This window comes from Myxococcus sp. CA005 (assembly GCF_006518205.1).
Classification (GTDB): Bacteria; Myxococcota; Myxococcia; order Myxococcales; family Myxococcaceae; genus Myxococcus; species Myxococcus xanthus.
Genome location: NZ_SRLV01000099.1, coordinates 1 through 19,064, shown reverse-complemented (window position 1 = coordinate 19,064; position 19,064 = coordinate 1). Strand labels below are relative to the sequence as shown.

Below are 19,064 nucleotides of genomic sequence, written 5' to 3'. Positions count from 1 at the left end.
CAGTGTGAGTCCTGCGCCCCCACCTGGGTCCCTAAGAAACCCACTTGAAGCCTTGCAGGCCACCCGAATGAGAGCGGCCCATGCCGAACACCCGCGCGCTATACCGCTCAGTCGGCCTCAAGGAGGCGGAGCTCTTCCTCGTCAGTGGATGCTCGGCGTTCCTCGCCCCGACTGCCCGACCAGCCCATCTTCTACCCGGTGATGAACGCCGAGTACGCACGGCAAATTGCCGGGACTGGAACACGCCGGACGCGGGCTCTGGGCACGCGGGCTTCGTCACGGCCTTCGACGTGGGGGCGGACTACGCCTCACGCTTCCCCGTGCGGACCGTGGGCAACAGTCGCCACCAAGAGCTGTGGGTTCCCGCCGAGGAGCTGGCCACCTTCAATCAGCACATCCAAGGCCCCGTGCGCTTCACGGAGGCCTGGTACGGCCCCGGCTACCTCGGTCCGGACACCACGCTCGGTCCTCTTGAACGCCAGCTCCTGGCCCTGTTCGAGCAGCGCAGCGACGCCCTGCCATTGATTCAGGCCAACACCGCCGCCTGTCTCTTCAACTCTGCCTGGTGGTCCACCGCCCCGGCGGCAGCCCAGGGGCTGAACCCATCCGACCATCTTCGGCTGCTCGACCGCCTCCACCAAACCTGGGTAACCCTGCACCCCACATGGCCCCTCCCGGCCCCGGGTGGGAATCGTCAAACCGACCCACAATGAAAATGCGCGCCATTCGTTATAGGCGCGACCCATTTTGCGACCCCGTTCCGTATCCCATTTTGAAGGGATGACGGACGGCCGGGCATTGGGCTCGAGCCGGCTCGCGACGAGGGACGGAGTTACCGTGCTGCCTGGAAACGACCGGTCCGTCTTGGAGGCTTTCCGCCGAGGGGAGACGTCCGTCCTCACGCAGGTGTACCGAGCCTATTCGCCGGAGGTGCTCCGCTACCTCTCGCGAAAGTTCGCGGTGGGCACGGATGGGGGGACGCGGAGCGCCGCGTTGTCCGCGCTGGATTTGGACGCCGCCCATCAAGAGACGTTCGTCCGGGCCTTCCGGCCCAACATGCGGCAGGCCTATGACGGGGTTCGCCCCTACCTGGGCTTCCTCCTCACGGTGGCGCGCTCGACAGCCATCGACCTGATGCGCGCGTCGGGGCGCGTGTCCCGCGAGGCCGTCCCCATGGACGACGCGCCCGAGCTGCCCCACTTGCCCACCGAGGGCCGGACGCCGGAAGAAGAGGCCCTCAGCACCGAAGTGCGCGACCTGGTCCGCGCCTTCCTCGACACACTCACGGACGAAGGCCGCGCCCTGGCGCAACTGCGTTTCGTGGAAGGACTTTCGCAGGAATCCGCCGCCCAGCAGCTCCAGCTCACCCGAGGCGAAGTCCGGGTGCGCGAGCGGCGGATGCGGACGCAGTTCACCGAGCATTTGAAGGACTCGGGCTGGCTGGACGCATCGGCCGAGCCCGGGCGGATGGAGCTGGGAGTCCTCCTGGCCTCGCTCGCCCTGTGCGCAATAGGGAGCATGCCCTCATGAGGTGGTACGAGAGACATATCGACGCCAGCCTGACCCGGTGGTCGCTGGGAGACCTGTCCTCCCACCAGTCCGCTCGCCTGCTGCGCCACGCCCACGCCTGCCGGCGCTGCGGCACCCGCTACGAGCGCTGGGCCCAGGCCCACCGCGCCCTGGAGGGCAATGACATCCACGCCCCCTCCTCCGTGGAGCTCCAAGCATTGTCAGACGGAGGCCTAGAGGCCGCCCTCGCCGCGGCCGCACCGGAACAGGCTCCGTCCCGGTGGCCCTCCCTGGCCCTGCTCGGCGGCGCGCTGGCCGCTGTCTTCCTCGCGGTGGTGCTCATCCCCACCGCCACGACGACGCCCGGCGAGTTCGTCGCCCGCGGCGAAGGCACCGCGCCGCCCGGCGTCGCCCTGCGAATCTTCTGCGCCACCCCGGGCCAGGCCCTGCGTGAGCTGCACGCCGGAGATGCCTGCCGCGCCGGTGCCATGCTGGCCTTCGCCGCCGGTGGCCATGCGCCTTTCACCCACGTCGCGGTCCAGGTCCGCGGCGCCAAGAAAGCGGAGGTGACGGCCGGTCCCTTCGCCCTGTCCGGAGGCTTGGGCAAGGAAGCCCCCCTCGAGCTGACTGTGCCCATGCCTGAAACGGCAGGCACCGTCGAAGTCGTCGCCGTCTTCGCAGGCAGCCCAGCCGAGTCCCTGGCGACCCTGCGCGGTGAACAGACAAAGGGCACGGTGGTGCTCAAGCAGTCAGTGAGGGTAGAGGAAGCTCCATGAAAAAACTGGGAGTGCTCCTCGGCGCCGCGGCACTGCTGCTGGCCCGAGGTGCCTCGGCCGAAGCCGTGGTTCGCCGCGCCCTGGTCATTGCCCATAACGGGAGCGACGACCCGTCGCTCCCGTCGTTGCGTTTCGCGGACGATGACGGCGTGCTGTGGGCGGAGACGCTTCAACGCCTGGGCGTGGAGACAACGCTGCTGGTGGACCCGGACGAGGCGACACGCGCCACGGCCCGGCCGGTGCTCGCGGGCGCACGGCCCCCAACCCCAGACGAGGTGAAGCGAGAGGTCGCCCGCCTCCGCGCTGCCAACCTGGTGGACCACGAATTGGGACGCCAGACAGACGTGCTGCTCGTCTACGTGGGCCACGGAAACACAGACGAGGCCGGACGCGCGTACTTCACCCTCGCGGGTGGACGTCTGGATAAAGCAAGCCTTTACGCGGACGTCGTGGATCCGCTCGGCGCCAGCTATGTCCACCTCATCGTGGACGCGTGCCGCGCGTCTGGCGTCGTGGGCAGCCGCGGCGGTCAGACGGACGCGGCGGTGCTCGCGGAGCTGCGCGGCATGCTGGCCCGTGAGCAGCTCGCCACCCGGCCCACCGTGGGCGCCGTGTTCGCGGAGAGCGACGACGGCGAGACGCACGAGTGGTCTCGCATCCGCGCGGGTGTCTTCAGCCACGTGGCCCGCTCCGGCCTCATGGGCGCCGCGGACATCAACGGCGACGGCAAGGTGGAGTACAGCGAGCTGGGCGCCTTCGTCACCGCGTCGCTCCAGGGCGTGAAGGGCCTCCCCGCGCGCCTGTCGCTCCACGCCTTCGCCCCCACCCGCGAGCCACGGCGTCCGCTGGTAGGCCCCGCACCGAAGGGTCCCAGCCTTCCGCTGCCCGCAGGGCTCGAGCACTCGCGCATCTCCGTCGAGGATTCAGACGGACGGCGGTTGGCCGACGTGCGCCGTTCGAAAGAACAGTACGTGCTGCTGCGCCTGCCCGAACGCGACGTGTATTGGATTCGCACGCCCACGCAGGAAGCCCGCATCACCCTGGCCAAGCTGTCCACCAACGGCATCATCGACATGGGCGACCGGGAGCTCCAGGAGCGAGGCCCCGCCGAGGAGGCCCTGCGCAAGGGCTTGTTCGCGGTGCCGCTCGACAAGGATTTCTACGAGCGCTACGTGGCGGTCACCGGGCTCGCGCCCGTGGGCGTATCCCAGGCGTTTCCTCCGAGCGCGGGCGGCACCTTCCCGCGGTTCATGGCGCAGCGGCCCGACACAATGGGGGGTTGGGACCTGGGTTGGACGGGGCAGCAGGCACCGCTCGGATTGAGCACGCTGGCCACCGGCCCCACGGTGACGTGGCGGCGCGAGGCGCCCCTGCCGTCGCTCTACTACGGCGCGCGCGCCTCCTATGGCCTGACGCCCCTGGCCACCGACGACATCCGCACCCACCGGGGTGCGCTCCTGGGCCTCCTGGGCGCACAGGCACCGGCACACCTGCGCGTGCCGCTGTTCCTGGAGGCGGGAGCGGGCTGGGGCTTTCTGGGAATCACTCGCGGACAGGTGCGCATGGGCGACCCCACCGTGCTCTCCACATACACCGCCGCGGGGGTGACGGGAGCGCTGGCGGGTGTGCGGCTGCGTCTGGCGGCCACGCTCACTTATGACCGCGTCACCCTGGACCAGCGCAATTACTGGGACCGCGCGTTCGGCTTCGAGCTGGCGCTGCGACGCTGAGAGAATTGCTCATGAAACGCATGTGGATGGTGATGCTCGTGCTCGTCACGGGGTGTGACGGCATCGACTTGGACCGGCTCGTCCGGCAGCACCCGCCGCTCACCCGGCTGGAGCCCGAGCCCGCGGGTGCCAACTGCGCCCAGGGTGGTCATTTCGTCCGCACGGGCCTGGACCTGAACGACAACGGCGTGCTCGACGACGGCGAAGTGACCGTCACCCAGTACGCGTGTGTCACCGCCATCCCCGGCGTGCTGATGCGCGTGCAGGACGAGCCCCCCGGTGAGAACTGCACCGAGGGCGGCAGGGTGTACCGCGCGGGCCAGGACTCGAATCGCAATGACGAGTTGGAGGACAGCGAGGTCACTCGCGAGGTCTACGGCTGCGCCAGCTCGGAGGCCGTGGTCACCCGCGTGCGGGCCCGGGAGCCGTTCGTCTTCCCCTGCGGTAAGCATGGCGCCGTGGTCGAGGCCGGGCAGGACCAGGACGGCAACGGCGTGCTCGACGACTCGGAGGTCCGGGCGACGTCCAACCTCTGCGTACTCCCCTCCGAGGTCCGGGTGCGCCAGTCACCGGCTCCGGCTGGCGCCGCGTGCCCCACGCCCAGCACCCAGGTGGACGTGGGCACCGACGCGGACGCGGACGGCCTGTTCGAGGACGAAGAGGTGATGTCATCCATGTTCGTGTGCCAGCCCCTGCACACGCTGGATGGCACTTACCGCGTGCGCAACGCGGTGGACCTCGTGGCGCTGGAGGGCATCTCCCGCGTCCGCGGCAGCCTCTACTTCGACTCCGGGTCCGTCACGGAGGCCCGCCTCCCCGACTTGATGATGGTCGAAGGCGCGCTGGAGATCATCGACACGTCGCTCGAACGCGTGGAGATGCCCTCGCTGCGCCTCGTGGCCGGCCCGCTCACCGTAGCCAGAAACCCCGTGTTGACCACGCTGACCCTGGGCAGCGGCAGCCGCGCTCCACTCCGGGTCTGGGGAGACTTCAGCCTGGTGTCCAATCCCTTGCTCCCCACGCTCGCGGGGGTGAGCGCGGTCCTTCCTGGCAGCAACATCGTCCTGAGAGACAACGATGCCCTCGAAGGAGGCTACTTCACATTCGTCTCCGCGCTCCTCGGCAGCATCACCCTGGAAGGCAACGCGAAGCTCTCCACCCTTCCCTTCCGGCACCTCGAATGGCTGGGCGGCTCCCTGAACATCATCGGGAACTCCGCCCTGAGCACCCTGAGTGGAACTGTGCTGCATACGGTCGTGGGAGACCTGGTGATCGAAAACAACGAGGTCCTCTCCGGGTTGTGGGGCATGCCAGCGCTGACGTCCATTGGCGGTGGCCTCCGCGTGCGGGACAACGCCAATCTGCGCTCGGTGGAAGGCATGAATGAACTCACCCAGGTGGGGACGCTCGAATTCGATCGCAACCCCGCGCTGGAAGCCGCGGGGGAGTTCCCCAAGCTGGCGCGCGTCACCTCCGGCATGCGGTTCAATGCCAACGCCGTGTTGAAGGACCTGTGGGGGCTCCAGAAGGTGCAGAACAGCGGCTTCCTGTTCATCGGCAACAACCCACAGCTCTCCCGGCTGATGGGCTTCGACCGGCTGCTCTCACTGAAGGTGCTGACCTTGGAGAACAACGCGAGCCTCATCGACCTGTCGGACCTCGCCCTCCTCCATTCGCTGGAAGAGCTGCATGTGATCTCCCATGAGAACCTGCTGCGCCTGGACCTGAACGCCCTGGAGAACGTCACCCTCATCTTCACCGTCACGGAGAACCCCCGGCTCCCCACCTGCCTGGCCGTGTCGCTCGCCGCACGGGTCAACACGGGCGGCGCGCCGGAGATTCGCGGCAACGACAGCTCATCCCCCTGCGATTGAAAGCCTCCCAGCGGCGACTTCCGTCACGAGGAAGAGAGAAGCACTCATGCGATGGACCTGGATGGCGGTGGTACTGCTGGCGGCGGGCTGTGACGGCATCGACGTGCGGAAGCTCGTCACGCAACACGAGGCACGCACGCGAGTGGACCCCGAACCGGCCGGAGACCGCTGCCCGCTCGGCGGCAGGGCCTTTCTCGCGGGCCTGGACCTGAACGACAACGGCGTGCTCGACGCCGCCGAAGTCACGAGCACCGAGTACGTCTGCACCACGCCCACGCCCGGGGTGCTGGTGCACATGCAAGACGTGCCGCCCGGTGAGCAGTGCCCTCACGGCGGCCACGTGTCGCGGGCGGGCCTGGACGTGAATGGCAACGATGTCCTGGAAGACGGAGAAGTCACCCGGGAGGTGTACGGCTGCACCGAGCCAGTCTCCCCGCGTGTGATTCACCGAAGCCAGCATCAGCCTCCGTCGGCGACGGTCCCGCCGTGGCTCTGTAGCTGGGGCCGCACCTGGGTGGAGGCCGGCCCTGACGCGAACGGCAATGGCCTCCTCGATGAAGACGAGGTCCGCGCCATGGAGAGTGTCTGCGTGGAGCCGACCCGGCTCATGGTCGTCTACGTGCCCGAGTTCGCCGGAGCGACCTGCCCCCAGGGTGGCACGGGCATCCGGCTAGGCGTGGATTCGAATGACGATGGCGTGCTCTTGGGGCCCGAGGTCTACAAGACCGCCTTCGTCTGCGAGGCCCTGCACACGCTCCACGGCGACTACACCGTGCAGACCCCCGCGGACCTCGCCGCGCTCCAGCGCATCTCCCGCATCCAGGGGTCGCTCCTGATCAACGACGCGTCCATCACCGAGCTGAGCCTGCCGGGGCTCGCGGTGGTGGACCGCACCCTGCGCCTCTGGAACAACCAACTCCTGACCTGGGTGGACCTGCCCGTCCTGCGCTTCGTGGGCGACGACCTCGATGTGACAGCCAACCCCGCGCTGGACAGGCTGCAAGCGGGTGGCGCGGACCATCAACGGCTCTTCGTGGGCCAGGGCGTCGTCGTGAGCAACAACGACCGGCTGCGCAGCCTGAGCGGGCTCGTGAGCGTGTCGCCTCGGGAGAGCCTGCTGGTGGTGGGCAATGATGCCCTGGCGTTCCACCCCAAAGAGGATTCCGTGCTCGTCAACGTCGACAACCTCATGGGCTCGCTCACCATCGCCGACAACAACGCGTTGCAAGCGCTTCCCTTCTCGAACCTCTTCCATGTCGGCGGCAACGTCCGCATCTCGGGGAACCCGGCGCTGCGCTCCCTAGAAGGACTCTCCCCGCGGAGCATCGGCGGCGCACTCGTCATCAGCGAAAACGAGGCCCTGCAGACGCTCTCCAGCCTCGAGCCGGTCCGTCACTTGTCCGAGCTGCGCGTGATGGGAAACTCCGCCTTGACGACCCTGGAGGGCCTGAGCGGCCTGAGTACACTCGCTTCGCTTCGCGTGTCGGACAACACGAGCCTCATCCGGCTCGGCCTGAGTAGCCTGTACCAGGTCGGCCAGGCCTTCGACGTCACGAATAATCTCGAACTCCCCACATGCCTCGCGACGTCGCTCGCGACCGCCGTGTACACGGGCGACGCCGGGCAACTCCACATCAGCGGCAATGACGACACCGCCACCTGCGGCGAGTGACGCTCCGAAAGGCCCCTGGCGATGCGATGGACATGGATGTTGGCGCTGGTCCTGGCCACCGGGTGTGACGGCATCGACCTGCGCCGGCTCGTCGGTCAGCACGAGGCGCGCACCCGCGTGGCCGACGAGCCCTCCGGCCCGAACTGCGAGCACGGCGGGAAGGCCGTGTGCTCGGGGCTGGACCGGGATGATGACGGCGTGCTCGATGACGACGAGGTGACGGGCACCGAGTACATCTGCACCACGCTCTCGCCAGGCGTGCTGGTGCGCACGCGGCAGCTCCCTCCCGGCGAGCCCTGTGCGCTGGGCGGGCAGCTCACCCTGGCGGGGGCGGACCTGGATGGCAACGGCCTCCTTTCGGATGATGAGGTGACGCGCGAGGTCCACGGCTGCATGGAGCCGGCGCCTGTCCTCGCCCGCGTGCGCCCGCTGCTGGCCCAGCCCTTCGTCTGCCGGTACGACAACGCGCTCCTGGAGGCCGGCGTGGACCTCAATGGGAACGGCGTGCTCGATGACAACGAGCTCCGGGCGGCCGCCCGCTTCTGCGCGGACCCCGCGGTGACGCTGCTGCGCCAGCGGCCAGAGCCCGCGGGCCCGAACTGCACCACGGGAGGTACCCAGGTGGAGGCAGGCGTGGACACCAACCTGGACAAGGTGCTCGACGAGACCGAGATTCTCTCGTCCGCATTCGTGTGCCAGTTGTCGGCGACCCATGACGGGACGTATGCGGTGGAGAACGCGGCCGACCTGGAGGCGTTGAAGTCCCTCTCCATCATTCGCGGTGGACTCGCCATCGAGCACACGGATGTCACGACGGTGGTGCTGCCCGGCCTCGTGTCGGTAGAAGGTCCGCTGTCCATCCACGACAACCCGGCGCTGACGCGGGTGGAGCTGTCTGGGCTTCGCTACGTGGGGGGAGCGTTGAGCATCCGCGGCAGCAACCCGCTCAACGAGGTGCGCGTCGGACCGCAGACGCCGGAGGCGCTTCCAGCCGTTCGCGTCGAAAGCCTGACGCTCAACTCGCTCCCCGCCCTTTCGTCCCTGAGCGGCGTGGCCGCCGTGGCGCCCCACTTCGACCTCACCATTTGGAACACCGGCGTGCAGTGGAGCCCCGACGCGTTCCCCCACGTCCAGGTGCTGGCGGGCACGCTCACCGTTCACGAGAACGCCGCGTTGGAGAAGCTGCCCGTGTCCCATCTGACGGAGGTGGGAGGGAGCGTCATGATTTCGAGCAACCCGGTGCTTCAGTCCCTGGAGGGGCTGGGACCTCTGACGAGGGTCGGCGGCGTGCTCGACATCTCCAGCAACAAGGCCCTCACGCACCTCACCGGGCTGGAACACCTGATGGTGGTGAAGGACCGCATCACCGTGATGAACAACGCCCAGCTCCTGGACCTCCGCTTCGATGCCCTCTCCGAAACAGGCGCGCTCGCCGTGGCGGGCAACGCGGCACTGGAGCAGGTAGGCCCGATGCCGTCGCTGCTCCGGGTGAATAAGGACATCATCCTGGCGGAGAACCCGCGGCTGCTGCGCGCGGCGGACCTGCCAAAGCTCCAGAGCATGGGTGGCGCGTTGTTCGTCAACCTCAACCCGCTGCTGACGGACCTGTCTGGCTTTGAGCAAGTGACGTGGATGCGCGGCCTGTACGTCAAGGGCAATGACGCGCTGGAGCACCTGAGCCCCCTGGGCTCGCTCCACACCCTGGGCACCCTGGAGGTGCGGGGGAATCCAGCGATGACGGCGCTGAGCCTGGATGCACTCGCGCGCGTGCGCGATGCGTTCGTCGTCACGGACAACCCCCAGCTCCCCTCGTGCTTGGCGACGATGCTCGCGGACGACGTCTACATCGGGCCGCCAGAGGAGCGCCTCATCGGGAACAACGACAGCATCACGCCTTGCCACCCCTAGGCTGGCCGGAAGCACAGGGGCCGGGACGGTGCTTGCCCGTGCGGGAAGCGCGGTCCTACAGTGCCGGCCTCCACCAAGGCCGCCATGACGACCCCGAGTCCACCGGCGTCGAGGGAATCCGCTTCACCGGCGCTTGCCCCGACTCCGCCCACACCCACCGTTGCGCCTTCTCCTTCACCCGCGAGCCGGTGGGCGCCCTGGGGCGCCGCGCTGGGCGGACTGGCGTGGTTCCTCTGGCTCGGCGGTGGCCGGGCGATTCCGCCCACGCGCATCGACTGGATGATTCGCGAGGACTGGGCGGCCTCCGGTTTCGGTTGGCTGTTCTACCGAAACGCACCCTGGGGCCTGCCGCTCACGAGCTCGCCCAACCAGCTCCATCCGCATGGCACCTCCGTGGCGCTCACGGACGGAAATCCCCTGCTGGCGGTGCTGTTCAAGCCCTTCAACGCACTGCTGCCCGCTGACTTCCAGTACCACGGCCTCTGGCTGGCGCTGGGCTTCGCGCTCATGGGCTGGTTCGGCGCGAAGCTGGTGTCCGTCGTTTCGTCCCGCCCCACGCACCAGTTGCTGGGCGGTCTGCTGCTGGCGCTGGCTCCGCCCATGGCGGCGCGGCTGGGGCATCTGACGCTGTGCTCGCACTGGCTGTTGGTGGCCATGATGTGGCTGCAACTGCGCGACACACCGGATGCCCATGCGGCGAAGCGGAGCCTCCTGTGGGCCGCCGCGTTGAACGCCGTGGGCGCGGGCACGCATCCGTACCTGGTGGCCATGCTCGCGCCGCTGGCCATGGCGCTGACCGTGCGCCTGGCCCTGGGCCGCGTCATCAGTTGGGGACGCGCGCTGCTGGCCTCGGTGGGCATCGTCATACTGGACGTGCTCATCTTCGCCCTCTTCGGCTACTTCGTCGGCAGCAACCTGGGCGCGGAAGGCTTCGGCCAGTTCTCCGCCGACCTGACCACGCTGTTCAATCCCACGGACTGGTCGCGGCTGCTGCCCTCGCTGCCCGTGGCGCGGCGGCAGGGCGAAGGCTTCGGCTATGTGGGCGCGGGGGCGCTGCTGCTCGTGGTGCTCTCCGTCGTGGGCGCAGCGCTTCGCTTTCGCGCCCTGCGGGACCTGCCCTGGCGGCGGGGACTGCCCTTCGCGGTGGCGGTGCTGCTGCTGGCCATCTACGCGCTGTCGTCCCGGGTGACGTGGACGGGCCGGCTGGTGGTGGACCTGGGCGGGCTGTACGAACCCTTCTCGCGGCTGACGTCCGCGTTCCGCGCGTCCGGGCGCTTCATCTGGCCGCTGTGCTACGCGGTGATGGGCGGCGCCCTCCTCCTGTGGCTGCGGCAGTGGCGAGAGCGCGCCTGGGTGGGGACGGCGGTGCTCGCGCTGGTGGTCGCCGTGCAGGCCTACGACGTGCGCCAGGACAAGAGCGAGCTGCGCCGCCGCCCGGAAGGCTTCCGTCGGCTCCAGGCCCCGGAGTGGGCGGAGCTGAAGGGCCACTACCAGCACCTGGCCATCTTCCCGCCTCAGGTGCAGTGGGTGTGCCCCTACAACGAGCCGCTGGTCAACGCGACGGGGTACATGGCCTACCGACTGGGCCTCACTTTCAACAGCGGCTACGTCACCCGGACCCCACCGTCGATCGCCGAGGAGTGCAACGCCACCATGCGCCCTGGCGGCGTGGACGGGGACACGGTGTACGTCGTGGTGCGTCAGCAGGTGGGCGCCTTCCTCCGGGCGGGCGCGCGCTGCGGGATGCTGGAGGGGCTGCCGGTGTGCGTGTCCGGGCAGCGGAACGACGCCTTTGCGCAGGCGTTGACGCGGCAACCCTTGCGATAGCGCGGGACCCCGCCGAATCCGATGGACTCCCTGGCGGGGACAGGCAGCATCCCGGCGTATGGGAAGTGACGACATCGTCGCGGCGTTGCGCCAGGTTCCGCTGTTCGCCCGGCTCACCGGAGAACAGCTCCGCTGGATGGCGGACCATGGCCGTCAACTCCACTTCCCCGCTGGCACGCGTATCGCCGAGCAAGGCGCCGCCGCGGATGGCCTGTCCGTCATCATGGAGGGCCACACGCAGTGGAGCCGCCGCACCGGCACGGAGAGCGTGCCCACGTTCACGCTGGAGGCCGGCGACCTCTTCGGCGAGCTCATCCTCTTCCTGAACGCGCCCTACCCCCACAGCGGCGACGCGGTGACGGACGTGCGCCTGTTCCGGCTGGAGCCGGCCACCTTCTGGGAGCTGCTGCGGCTGGCTCCCGGACTCAGCCGGGGACTGATGGAGCTGGCCTCGCAGCGCTCCCAGCAGCAGGCGCAAGACGTCCGTCCTCAGTCGGAAGTGCTCCCCGTGGGCCGCATGGCGGCCGAACTGGGCGCCGAGCTGGGCAGCCCCGCCGCGGCGGCCCGGCGGAGCGCGGCGCGGCTGGGCGAGCTGATGGCCACGGTGTCCGCGCGCGCCATGGCCCTGGGCGACCACGGCCTGTCCCTGCCCCAGCGCAGCGTCCTGCTGGCGCTGCCTCGGGAAGCGGCGGAGCGCGGGCGGACCTCTCCGCCGCTGGAGCCCCTGGCCCGCGCCGAGCGCGAGGAAGCGCTGGGCTCCTGGTTGGAGGCGCGCGGCGTGGCGGATGCGTGGGAGGCGGCGCCCGCGCTGGTGGCCTCCGGCCTGGACGTCGCGTGGCTGGAGTCGGTGGCGACGCGCGTGGGCGGGGCGCTGCTGGGCGACGTGCTCGCGTGGCTGGTGGTGGCGGTGAGCTGCGACGTGCTCATGGCGGAGGTGGCGCGAGGAACGGCACGCGTGTCCGCACTGGTCGAAGGCGTGAAGGCCTATGCCTTCATGGACCCGGTGCCGCGTGAGGACGTGGACGTCCACGACGGACTGGAGCACGCGCTGGCGGCGCTGGGCCACCGGCTGCGCGGAGAGCACCTCACGGTGGAGCGTGAGTACGACCCGCACCTGCCCCGGCTGAAGGCGGAAGGCGTCGCGCTCGACGAGCTGTGGACGCAGTTGGTGCTCAATGCGCTGGAGGCGCTGGGCGAGCGCGGAGGCCGCGTGCGACTGCGCACCTGGAAGGATGCCGCGCACGTGGTCGTCGAGGTCTCCGACGACGGGCCGGGCATTCCCAAGGACTTGCTGCCGCGCATCTTCGAGCCCTTCTTCAGCACGAAGCCCCATGCGGCGGGCATGGGCCTGGACGTCTGCCGGCGCATCGTCGAGCGCCATGGCGGCGACCTGTGCGTGCGCGCCGAGCAGAGCGGCACCCGCATCCAGGTGCGCTTGCCGGCGTAACCACCTCGGTCAGCGCGCCCGCGCCCGGGACTTCATCGCCCCCTGAGGAGCCCACCGCGCTCAGTCCTTGGGGCCGAGCGCCGCCACCGCCGCGGCCATCACCTGCTTCACGGGGACGCCCGCAGCCTCCGCCACCTGGCGGCAGTCCTCGAACTCCGGGTGGGCGTTGAGCACCGCGCCCTGGCGCAGCCCGCGCTTCACGCGGACCTTGCCCCACGGCGTCTCCACCTCCACCCAGTCACGCTCCAGCGCCTGACGCTCCACACGGTGGTAGCGCACGCCCAGCGTGGTGGACTCGCGCAGCACCACATCCACGATGGCTTCGCGCGTGCCGCCCTCCACCAGCGCGCTCAGCAGGTGCCCCGGCCGGCTCTTCTTCATCACCACCGGCGTCACCCACGCGTCCAGCGCGCCCACCGCGAGCAACCGCTCCAGCAGGTGCCCCAGCAGCTGCGGCGTGGCGTCGTCCAGGTTGGCCTCCACCACCCAGAGCCCTTCGTTGCTGGCCTGCTCCAGCCGGCCCAGCGACGCGCGCAGCACGTTGGGCCGGTCCTTGAAGTCCTTCGTTCCGACGCCGTAGCCCACCTTCTCCACGATGAAGTCCGGCGGATGGCCGATGTGCGCCAGCACCTTGAGCAGCGCCGCGCCCGTGGGCGTCGTCAGCTCACCCACGCCTTCGAAGCGCACGGGCACGTCACGCAGCAACTCCAGCGTCGCGGGCACGGGAATGGGCATGGCGCCATGAGCCACGCGGATGGTGCCGCTGCCCAGCGGCGGCGGCGCCGCATGGACCTCCGGGTTGCCCAACAGCTCCAGCACCACCGCCGCGCCACAGATGTCGACGATGGAGTCCACCGCGCCCACTTCATGGAAGTGGATGTCGTCGATGGACACGCCGTGGACCTTCGCCTCCGCCTCGCCGATGGCGCGGAACACCGCCAGCGCCCGCTCCTTCGCGCGCGGGGGCAGCGTGTCCGCCTCCTCGATGAGACGCCGGATGTCCGCGTAGGCGCGGTGCGGATGGGCCTCGCGCGCATCCAGCACGACGTCCAGGTGCGTGCCGCTGATGGCGTGGCGCACCGCGCGGCTCACCGCCAGCTTCCAGCCCGGGACGCGCAGGCCCGATAGCGCGCGCTCCAGCTCCGCCGGGGAAATGCCCAGGTCCAGGCCCGCCGCCAGGAACATGTCCCCGGCGATGCCGCCCACCGGCTCCAGGTAGAGGATGCGTCGCATGGTGCTCACCTGCGTCCCTTCGTGCGGGAGATGAGGGCGGCGTAGAAGCCACCGCCAAAACCGTTGTCGATGTTCACCGTGGCCACGTTGGAGGCGCACGAGTTCACCATGGCCAGCAGCGCGGACACGCCCTTGAAGTTGGCGCCGTAGCCCACCGACGTGGGCACCGCGACCACGGGAATCCCCACCAGTCCGCCCAGCGCGCTGGCCAACGCGCCCTCCATGCCCGCCACCACCACGGCGGCATGGCACTCCTGGACTTCCTCGCGGCGCCGCAGCAGCCGGTGGATGCCGGCCACGCCCACGTCGTAGACGCGCCGCACCTCCGCGCCCATGGCCTCGGCCGTCGTGGCCGCCTCTTCCGCCACGGGGATATCGCTGGTGCCCGCCGTCACCACGGCCACGCGGCCCGCGCGCACCTTGCCCTGCTTGAGATGGAAGATGCGCGCCACCGGGTGGTACTCGCCCTTGGGGAAGCGCGCCACCAGCGCCTCCGCCTTGTCCGGCTGGAGCCGCGTCACCAGCACCGTCTGCTTGCGCTCCACCAACGCCCCGACGATGCCCAGCAATTGCTCCACCGTCTTGGGCTCACCCAGCACCACCTCCGGGAAGCCGAAGCGCAGGTTGCGGTGCGTGTCGAGCGTCGCGTACCCCAGCTCCGCGAAGGGCAGGTCCTTCAACTTGCCCACCGCGTCGTCCACGGAGACGCGGCCGGACTTCACACTGCCCAGGAGCTGTTTCAGCGCCTTCTCATCCATGGGCGCCCGTCTAGCTCGAAACGGGCTACACGCCCAGCCGCGCCAGCAGGTCGCGGATGCTGTCGCGCGCCAGCACCAACAGCAACTGCCCACCCACCGGGGGTGCCGCGGTCGCGAGGAAGCGGGCCTCCAACACCACCACGCTGCTGGCGTCGCCCTCCACCTGCCCCACCGCGTCGGACACCACGTCCCGCGCGCGGCCTCGCCGCACCGTGGGCACCGTGGGCACCAGCTTCCAGCCCGTCAGCCGGCCCATGGCGGACAGGCAGGCACTGGCGACGATGTTCGCCGTCTCCGCCATCACGCTGTCCCGTTCGGTCTGATGAATCGCGGGCTGACCCTCCAGGAGCAGCGCTTCCAGCGCGGCTCCGTCCTGCTGGGGCAGCACCAGCAACAGGGCACCCCGCAGCCCGCCCTGGATGCCCAGCCACCCCGACACCACCGGCGCGGCTCCGCCCAGAAGCTCGGCGGCGTCGGAGGGGCCTGTCAGCAACACGCGGGGAATGGAGAGGTCCACCTTGCGTCCCCCCATCAGCCGGGAGAGCGCATTGGCCGCGTGGCCACAACCAATGTTGGCCACCTCGCGCAGTGCGTCGAGTTGCGCGTCGCTGTGCAGGGGCTGGCTCACGCGGACAGTAACCTCGGCACGTCCAGGATGAACACCGGACGCCCACTTCCCAGGATGGTGACGCCGGACAGGCCGGGCAGCAAGTCCAGGGGCCGCGACAGCGGCTTGAGCACCACTTCCTCCTGTCCCAACAGGCGGTCCACCGCCAGGGCCACCCGGCCGGAATCCCCGTCCATCACCACGAAAGGCCGGGCTCCCAGTCTCCGGGGGGCAGGTACGCCCACCAGCGCATCCAACGAATGGACCGGCAGCAGCGAATTACCATGGGGCAGCAGGGCCGTCTCGCGGCTCCGGCTGAGTGACTCCCCGTCCGCCTCCGTCGCACCCACCACCTTGGCGATGGGCAGGCCGAAGACCTCCTCGCCCACCTCCACCAGCAGCAGGTGCACCACCGCGACCGTCAGTGGAAGTCGCAGGGTGAAGCGGGTGCCTCGGCCTCGCTCGCTGTCGATTTCGAGCGTGCCTCCGACGTTCTCCACCACGCGCTTCACCGCGTCCATGCCCACACCGCGGCCGGAGATGTCGGTGATGTCCTTGGCGGTGGAGACGCCCGGAAGGCACGACAGCATGAAGGCCTCGCGGTCCGTCAGGCGCACCGCGGCCTCCGCCGAGAGCAGGCCTCGCGACACCGCGGCGTTCTTCAGCTTCGCGGGGTCCATGCCGCGGCCGTCATCCTCCAACTCGATGATGACGCGGTCCCTGGCGCGCTTTACCGCCACCAGCACCCGGCCTCGTGGGCCCTTCTTCGCGGCGGCGCGATCCTCGGGCGCCTCCAGGCCGTGGTCGATGCAGTTGCGCAGCAGGTGGAGCAGCGGGTCTGACAGCTCCTCGAGGATGGCCCGGTCGAGTTCGATTTCCGCGCCGGTGATGACCAGGTCGACCTCGCGCTCCTTGCGGCGGGCGATGTCTCGCGCCGCCCGGGGCAGCCGGTCGGTGATGAGGGACAGCGGCGTCATGCGCGCCGTCATCACCTTGTCGTGTAGGTCCTTCACCAACGTGTGCAGCCGGTAGACGCCCTCTTCCAGCGCGGGGCGCGTGTTCTCCGGCAGCACCTTGCCCACCTCGCGCAGGCGGGCCGTGGCAAGCATCAGCTCACCCACGGTGTCGAGGAAGTAGTCGAGGAGCTCCGTGCGCACGCGCACCGTGCGCGACGCCGTGTCCGAGGACGCTCGGGCGCCGTCGGGGACAGGCACCAGGGTGGGCTGCACCACGGGCGCGGCCACCGCGGGCTTCACCGAGAGGACCTCCACTTCGGCCACGTTCTTCAGCGCCGCGTGGATGCCCGCTTCGCCCGCCGGGGTCTCCAGCTCCAGTTGGATGTTGCCGTCTGGGATGCGGCCGGCTTTCAGTTCCTCCAGCGCGGGCCGGAGTTCCACCAGCGTGCCCAGGTTGGTGAGGCGCTTGTGGACGAGGAAGGCGCGCACGCCGGGCACCTGACAGGTGGGCGCGATGCGCAGCCGCACCGCCCAGCGCTGGGCCAGCGTTTCCGGGAGCGGCGCGCTGGCCGCGGCCTTCAGGGAGTTGGCCAGGTCGGGCGTTGGAGCCGCGGATCCGGCGTCGGTGCCAGGCACGTCCGAGGCCCGGCGCGTGGACAGCGGCACCACCACGCCTCCGGTGGCTCCGTCCGGGGATAATGGGGCGCTGGTACCATGCGCTCCATTCGGCGCGCTGGAGGTGGCGGAGGTACCGGGTCCGCCGTTCATCAGATTGGGGCTGGCCGGGCCGGGCCCCGCACCGTCAACACCAGTGCCGCTGGCTACGCCGGGGCTGGCACTGCCACCCGCGGCGCCCGAGCCTCCGTCGACGCAGCTCCGGGTGCCGCTGCCAGCAGCTCCGCCACCGTGCGTTGAGGCAGGGCTGGCACCGGCGCCTGTAGGGCCCGAGCCGCCAGCTCCGCCCGCAGTGCCCGAGCCTCCACCAGCTCCGCCCGTAGTGCCCGAGCTTCCACCAGCTCCGCCCGCAGTGCCCGAACCATCCGGGCCTCCGCCCGTCGTGCCCGAGCCATCCGAGCCTCCTCCCGTAGTGCCCGAGCCGCCCGCTCCGCCCGTAGTGCCCGAGCCGCCCGCAGTGCCCGAGCCGCCCGCAGTGCCCGAGCCATCCGAGCCTCCGCCCGTGCCATCCGAGCCGCCGCCCTCTGGCTTCAGCGCCGTCACCTTCGCGACGCGCGTGGCGGCCGGGGCTTGACCCGTCATGGTGGTGACGCGCTGGCTGAGCTGCGTCAGGAGCGCCGCGGAATCATCCGGCTGCTTGCCCTCCGCCACCGCGCGCACCTGCGCGAGCATGGTGTCGGCGGCGGTGAGCAGCAGGTCCACCAGGTCGCGGTCCAGGCGGCCGCGGTCCTGACGGACGGCGTCCACGAGGTCCTCTACGCGGTGCGCCACGATGGCGATGGGCTCGAAGCCCATGGACGACGCCATGCCCTTGACCGAGTGGGCATGGCGGAACATCGAATCCACCGCGCTGGACGAGCCCTCGCGCTCGAGCTCCACGAGGTCACGCCCGAGCGCCTCCAAGTGGTCGGTCGCCTCGGAGATGAAGAGCCCGAGGTAGCGGGACATGTCCATCGTCATGGACCCGGCCTCGTGTCAGGAAGGGTGGACAGCCCGCGCCAGGGCGCAGCCGCTCACGTCTCGCCCAGGACCTTCTTCACCACGGCCAGCACGTCCTCGGCCCGGAACGGCTTGACGATGAAGTCCGAGGCGCCCGCCTCGATGGCCTCCATCACCAGGCTCTCCTGCCCGAGCGCGGAGCACATGATGACCACCGCGCTGCTGTCCGCCTTGATGATCTCTCGCGTGGCCTCGATGCCGCTCTTGAAGGGCATGACGATGTCCATCGTCGTGAGGTCGGGCTTGAGCTCCTTGTACTTCTCCACGGCCTCCAGGCCGTTGGCCGCCTCACCGACGACCTCGAACCCCCCAGACGCAAAGATGTCCTTGATCATGTTGCGCATGAAGATGGCATCGTCGACGACCAGGACCCGCTTAGCCATGTGAAGAACTCCGCCTCCGAATCACCTAGAGGAGCGCGGACACTAGCATCCGCGCTTTCCAGGGGGCTACTCACTTGGAATGGGTGAACAAGGCAACCACCGCGGCGTCCAACCCTTCTGGGTCCAGGACAGTCACTCCCAGGCCACCCAGCCTGGCGACGCCCCGGATGGCAGGCGTCATCTTTCCTGGCGCCGTGCTCACCCGCTCCACCGCTTCGATGCCATCTACGTCCGTTACCAACAGTCCCAGGTCTCTCCGCCCGCGGTCCAGTAGAACCACCCGTCCGGGCGGGGTAGGACCCTCGGGAAGACTCAGAAGCTGCCGCAGCTCTACCACTGTCACGACCCTGCCGCGCAGATTCATTACGCCTGTAATGGCCAGTGGCGCACGCGGCACACGGGTGAAGCGCTCGGGAGGCACGACGACCTCCCGCACCGCCGAGAGCGGCAACCCGTAACGCTCCTTCTCCACCCGGAAGATGACGTGCCGCACAGGAGTAACGTTCTATCCACTCTGGAATGACCGGCCCGATTCGCTACCGCTTCGACCGGGACGAACCCGCCGCGCCCCGCTTCGCCGTGGACGTCTGCTTCGCGCCGGCCCGCCTGGTGGGACCTTCGCGCGCCGAGGCCGGCTTCGCCACGGATTTCTTCCCGCCCACCGCCGCCTTGCCCGATGCGGGCTTCTTTCCGGCCGCTGACGTCCGTGC

General features: G+C 69.7%; 16 protein-coding genes. 10 read left to right on the top strand and 6 right to left on the bottom strand.

Features of this window, described 5'->3' with window-relative positions; translation table 11 throughout:
• Positions 1-80 precede the first annotated feature (80 nt).
• From FMQ63_RS31365 to FMQ63_RS31325, 9 genes are all read left to right on the top strand, one after another.
• Positions 81-713, top strand: coding sequence for a hypothetical protein (locus FMQ63_RS31365; RefSeq protein ID WP_011556605.1), 633 nt, complete (start codon positions 81-83; stop codon positions 711-713).
• Positions 714-837: 124 nt separating this feature from the next.
• Positions 838-1,530, top strand: coding sequence for an RNA polymerase sigma factor (locus tag FMQ63_RS31360; RefSeq protein WP_026113866.1), 693 nt, complete (start codon positions 838-840; stop codon positions 1,528-1,530).
• Positions 1,527-2,285 carry a hypothetical protein gene (locus FMQ63_RS31355; RefSeq protein ID WP_171452234.1) on the top strand — a complete coding sequence of 253 codons (759 nt, stop codon included), beginning with the start codon at positions 1,527-1,529 and terminating at the stop codon, positions 2,283-2,285. The genes FMQ63_RS31360 and FMQ63_RS31355 overlap by 4 nt, the downstream gene beginning before the upstream one ends.
• Complete coding sequence (locus FMQ63_RS31350) at positions 2,282-4,015, top strand: caspase family protein (RefSeq protein WP_011556608.1); 1,734 nt, start codon at positions 2,282-2,284, stop codon at positions 4,013-4,015. The genes FMQ63_RS31355 and FMQ63_RS31350 overlap by 4 nt, the downstream gene beginning before the upstream one ends.
• An 11-nt stretch (positions 4,016-4,026) precedes the next feature.
• Positions 4,027-5,889, top strand: a complete 1,863-nt coding sequence (locus tag FMQ63_RS31345) for a hypothetical protein (protein WP_043611850.1) — start codon at positions 4,027-4,029, stop codon at positions 5,887-5,889.
• 46 nt (positions 5,890-5,935) lie between these two features.
• On the top strand, positions 5,936-7,561 hold the full coding sequence (locus FMQ63_RS31340) for a hypothetical protein (RefSeq protein WP_011556610.1): 1,626 nt from the start codon (positions 5,936-5,938) through the stop codon (positions 7,559-7,561).
• 36 nt (positions 7,562-7,597) lie between these two features.
• Complete coding sequence (locus FMQ63_RS31335) at positions 7,598-9,469, top strand: hypothetical protein (RefSeq protein ID WP_225909580.1); 1,872 nt, start codon at positions 7,598-7,600, stop codon at positions 9,467-9,469.
• Between the two features lie 84 nt (positions 9,470-9,553).
• A complete protein-coding gene (locus FMQ63_RS31330; RefSeq protein WP_216608712.1) occupies positions 9,554-11,296 on the top strand; it encodes a DUF6311 domain-containing protein in 1,743 nt (580 codons plus the stop codon).
• 58 nt (positions 11,297-11,354) lie between these two features.
• Complete coding sequence (locus FMQ63_RS31325) at positions 11,355-12,743, top strand: ATP-binding protein (protein WP_011556613.1); 1,389 nt, start codon at positions 11,355-11,357, stop codon at positions 12,741-12,743.
• A gap of 60 nt (positions 12,744-12,803) precedes the next feature.
• Here FMQ63_RS31325 and larC read toward each other — a convergent pair whose 3' ends face one another.
• The 6 genes from larC to FMQ63_RS31295 form a co-directional block, all read right to left on the bottom strand.
• Positions 12,804-13,976, bottom strand: a complete 1,173-nt coding sequence (gene larC / locus FMQ63_RS31320) for a nickel pincer cofactor biosynthesis protein LarC (RefSeq protein WP_026113867.1) — start codon at positions 13,974-13,976, stop codon at positions 12,804-12,806.
• Positions 13,977-13,981: 5 nt separating this feature from the next.
• Positions 13,982-14,734: a nickel pincer cofactor biosynthesis protein LarB gene (gene larB, locus FMQ63_RS31315; RefSeq protein WP_011556615.1), complete on the bottom strand. Its 753-nt coding sequence runs from the start codon at positions 14,732-14,734 to the stop codon at positions 13,982-13,984.
• Positions 14,735-14,759: 25 nt separating this feature from the next.
• On the bottom strand, positions 14,760-15,362 hold the full coding sequence (locus FMQ63_RS31310) for a chemotaxis protein CheC (RefSeq protein WP_011556616.1): 603 nt from the start codon (positions 15,360-15,362) through the stop codon (positions 14,760-14,762).
• Positions 15,359-17,932, bottom strand: a complete 2,574-nt coding sequence (locus FMQ63_RS31305; RefSeq protein ID WP_011556617.1) for a chemotaxis protein CheA — start codon at positions 17,930-17,932, stop codon at positions 15,359-15,361. The genes FMQ63_RS31310 and FMQ63_RS31305 overlap by 4 nt, the downstream gene beginning before the upstream one ends.
• A gap of 53 nt (positions 17,933-17,985) precedes the next feature.
• Positions 17,986-18,354, bottom strand: coding sequence for a response regulator (locus FMQ63_RS31300; RefSeq protein ID WP_011556618.1), 369 nt, complete (start codon positions 18,352-18,354; stop codon positions 17,986-17,988).
• 70 nt (positions 18,355-18,424) lie between these two features.
• Positions 18,425-18,847: a chemotaxis protein CheW gene (locus tag FMQ63_RS31295; RefSeq protein ID WP_011556619.1), complete on the bottom strand. Its 423-nt coding sequence runs from the start codon at positions 18,845-18,847 to the stop codon at positions 18,425-18,427.
• A 26-nt stretch (positions 18,848-18,873) separates the two neighbouring features.
• Here FMQ63_RS31295 and FMQ63_RS37630 point away from each other — a divergent pair.
• Positions 18,874-19,064 (top strand): hypothetical protein (locus tag FMQ63_RS37630; protein ID WP_194866453.1); only part of this gene is annotated, 191 nt, incomplete at its 3' end.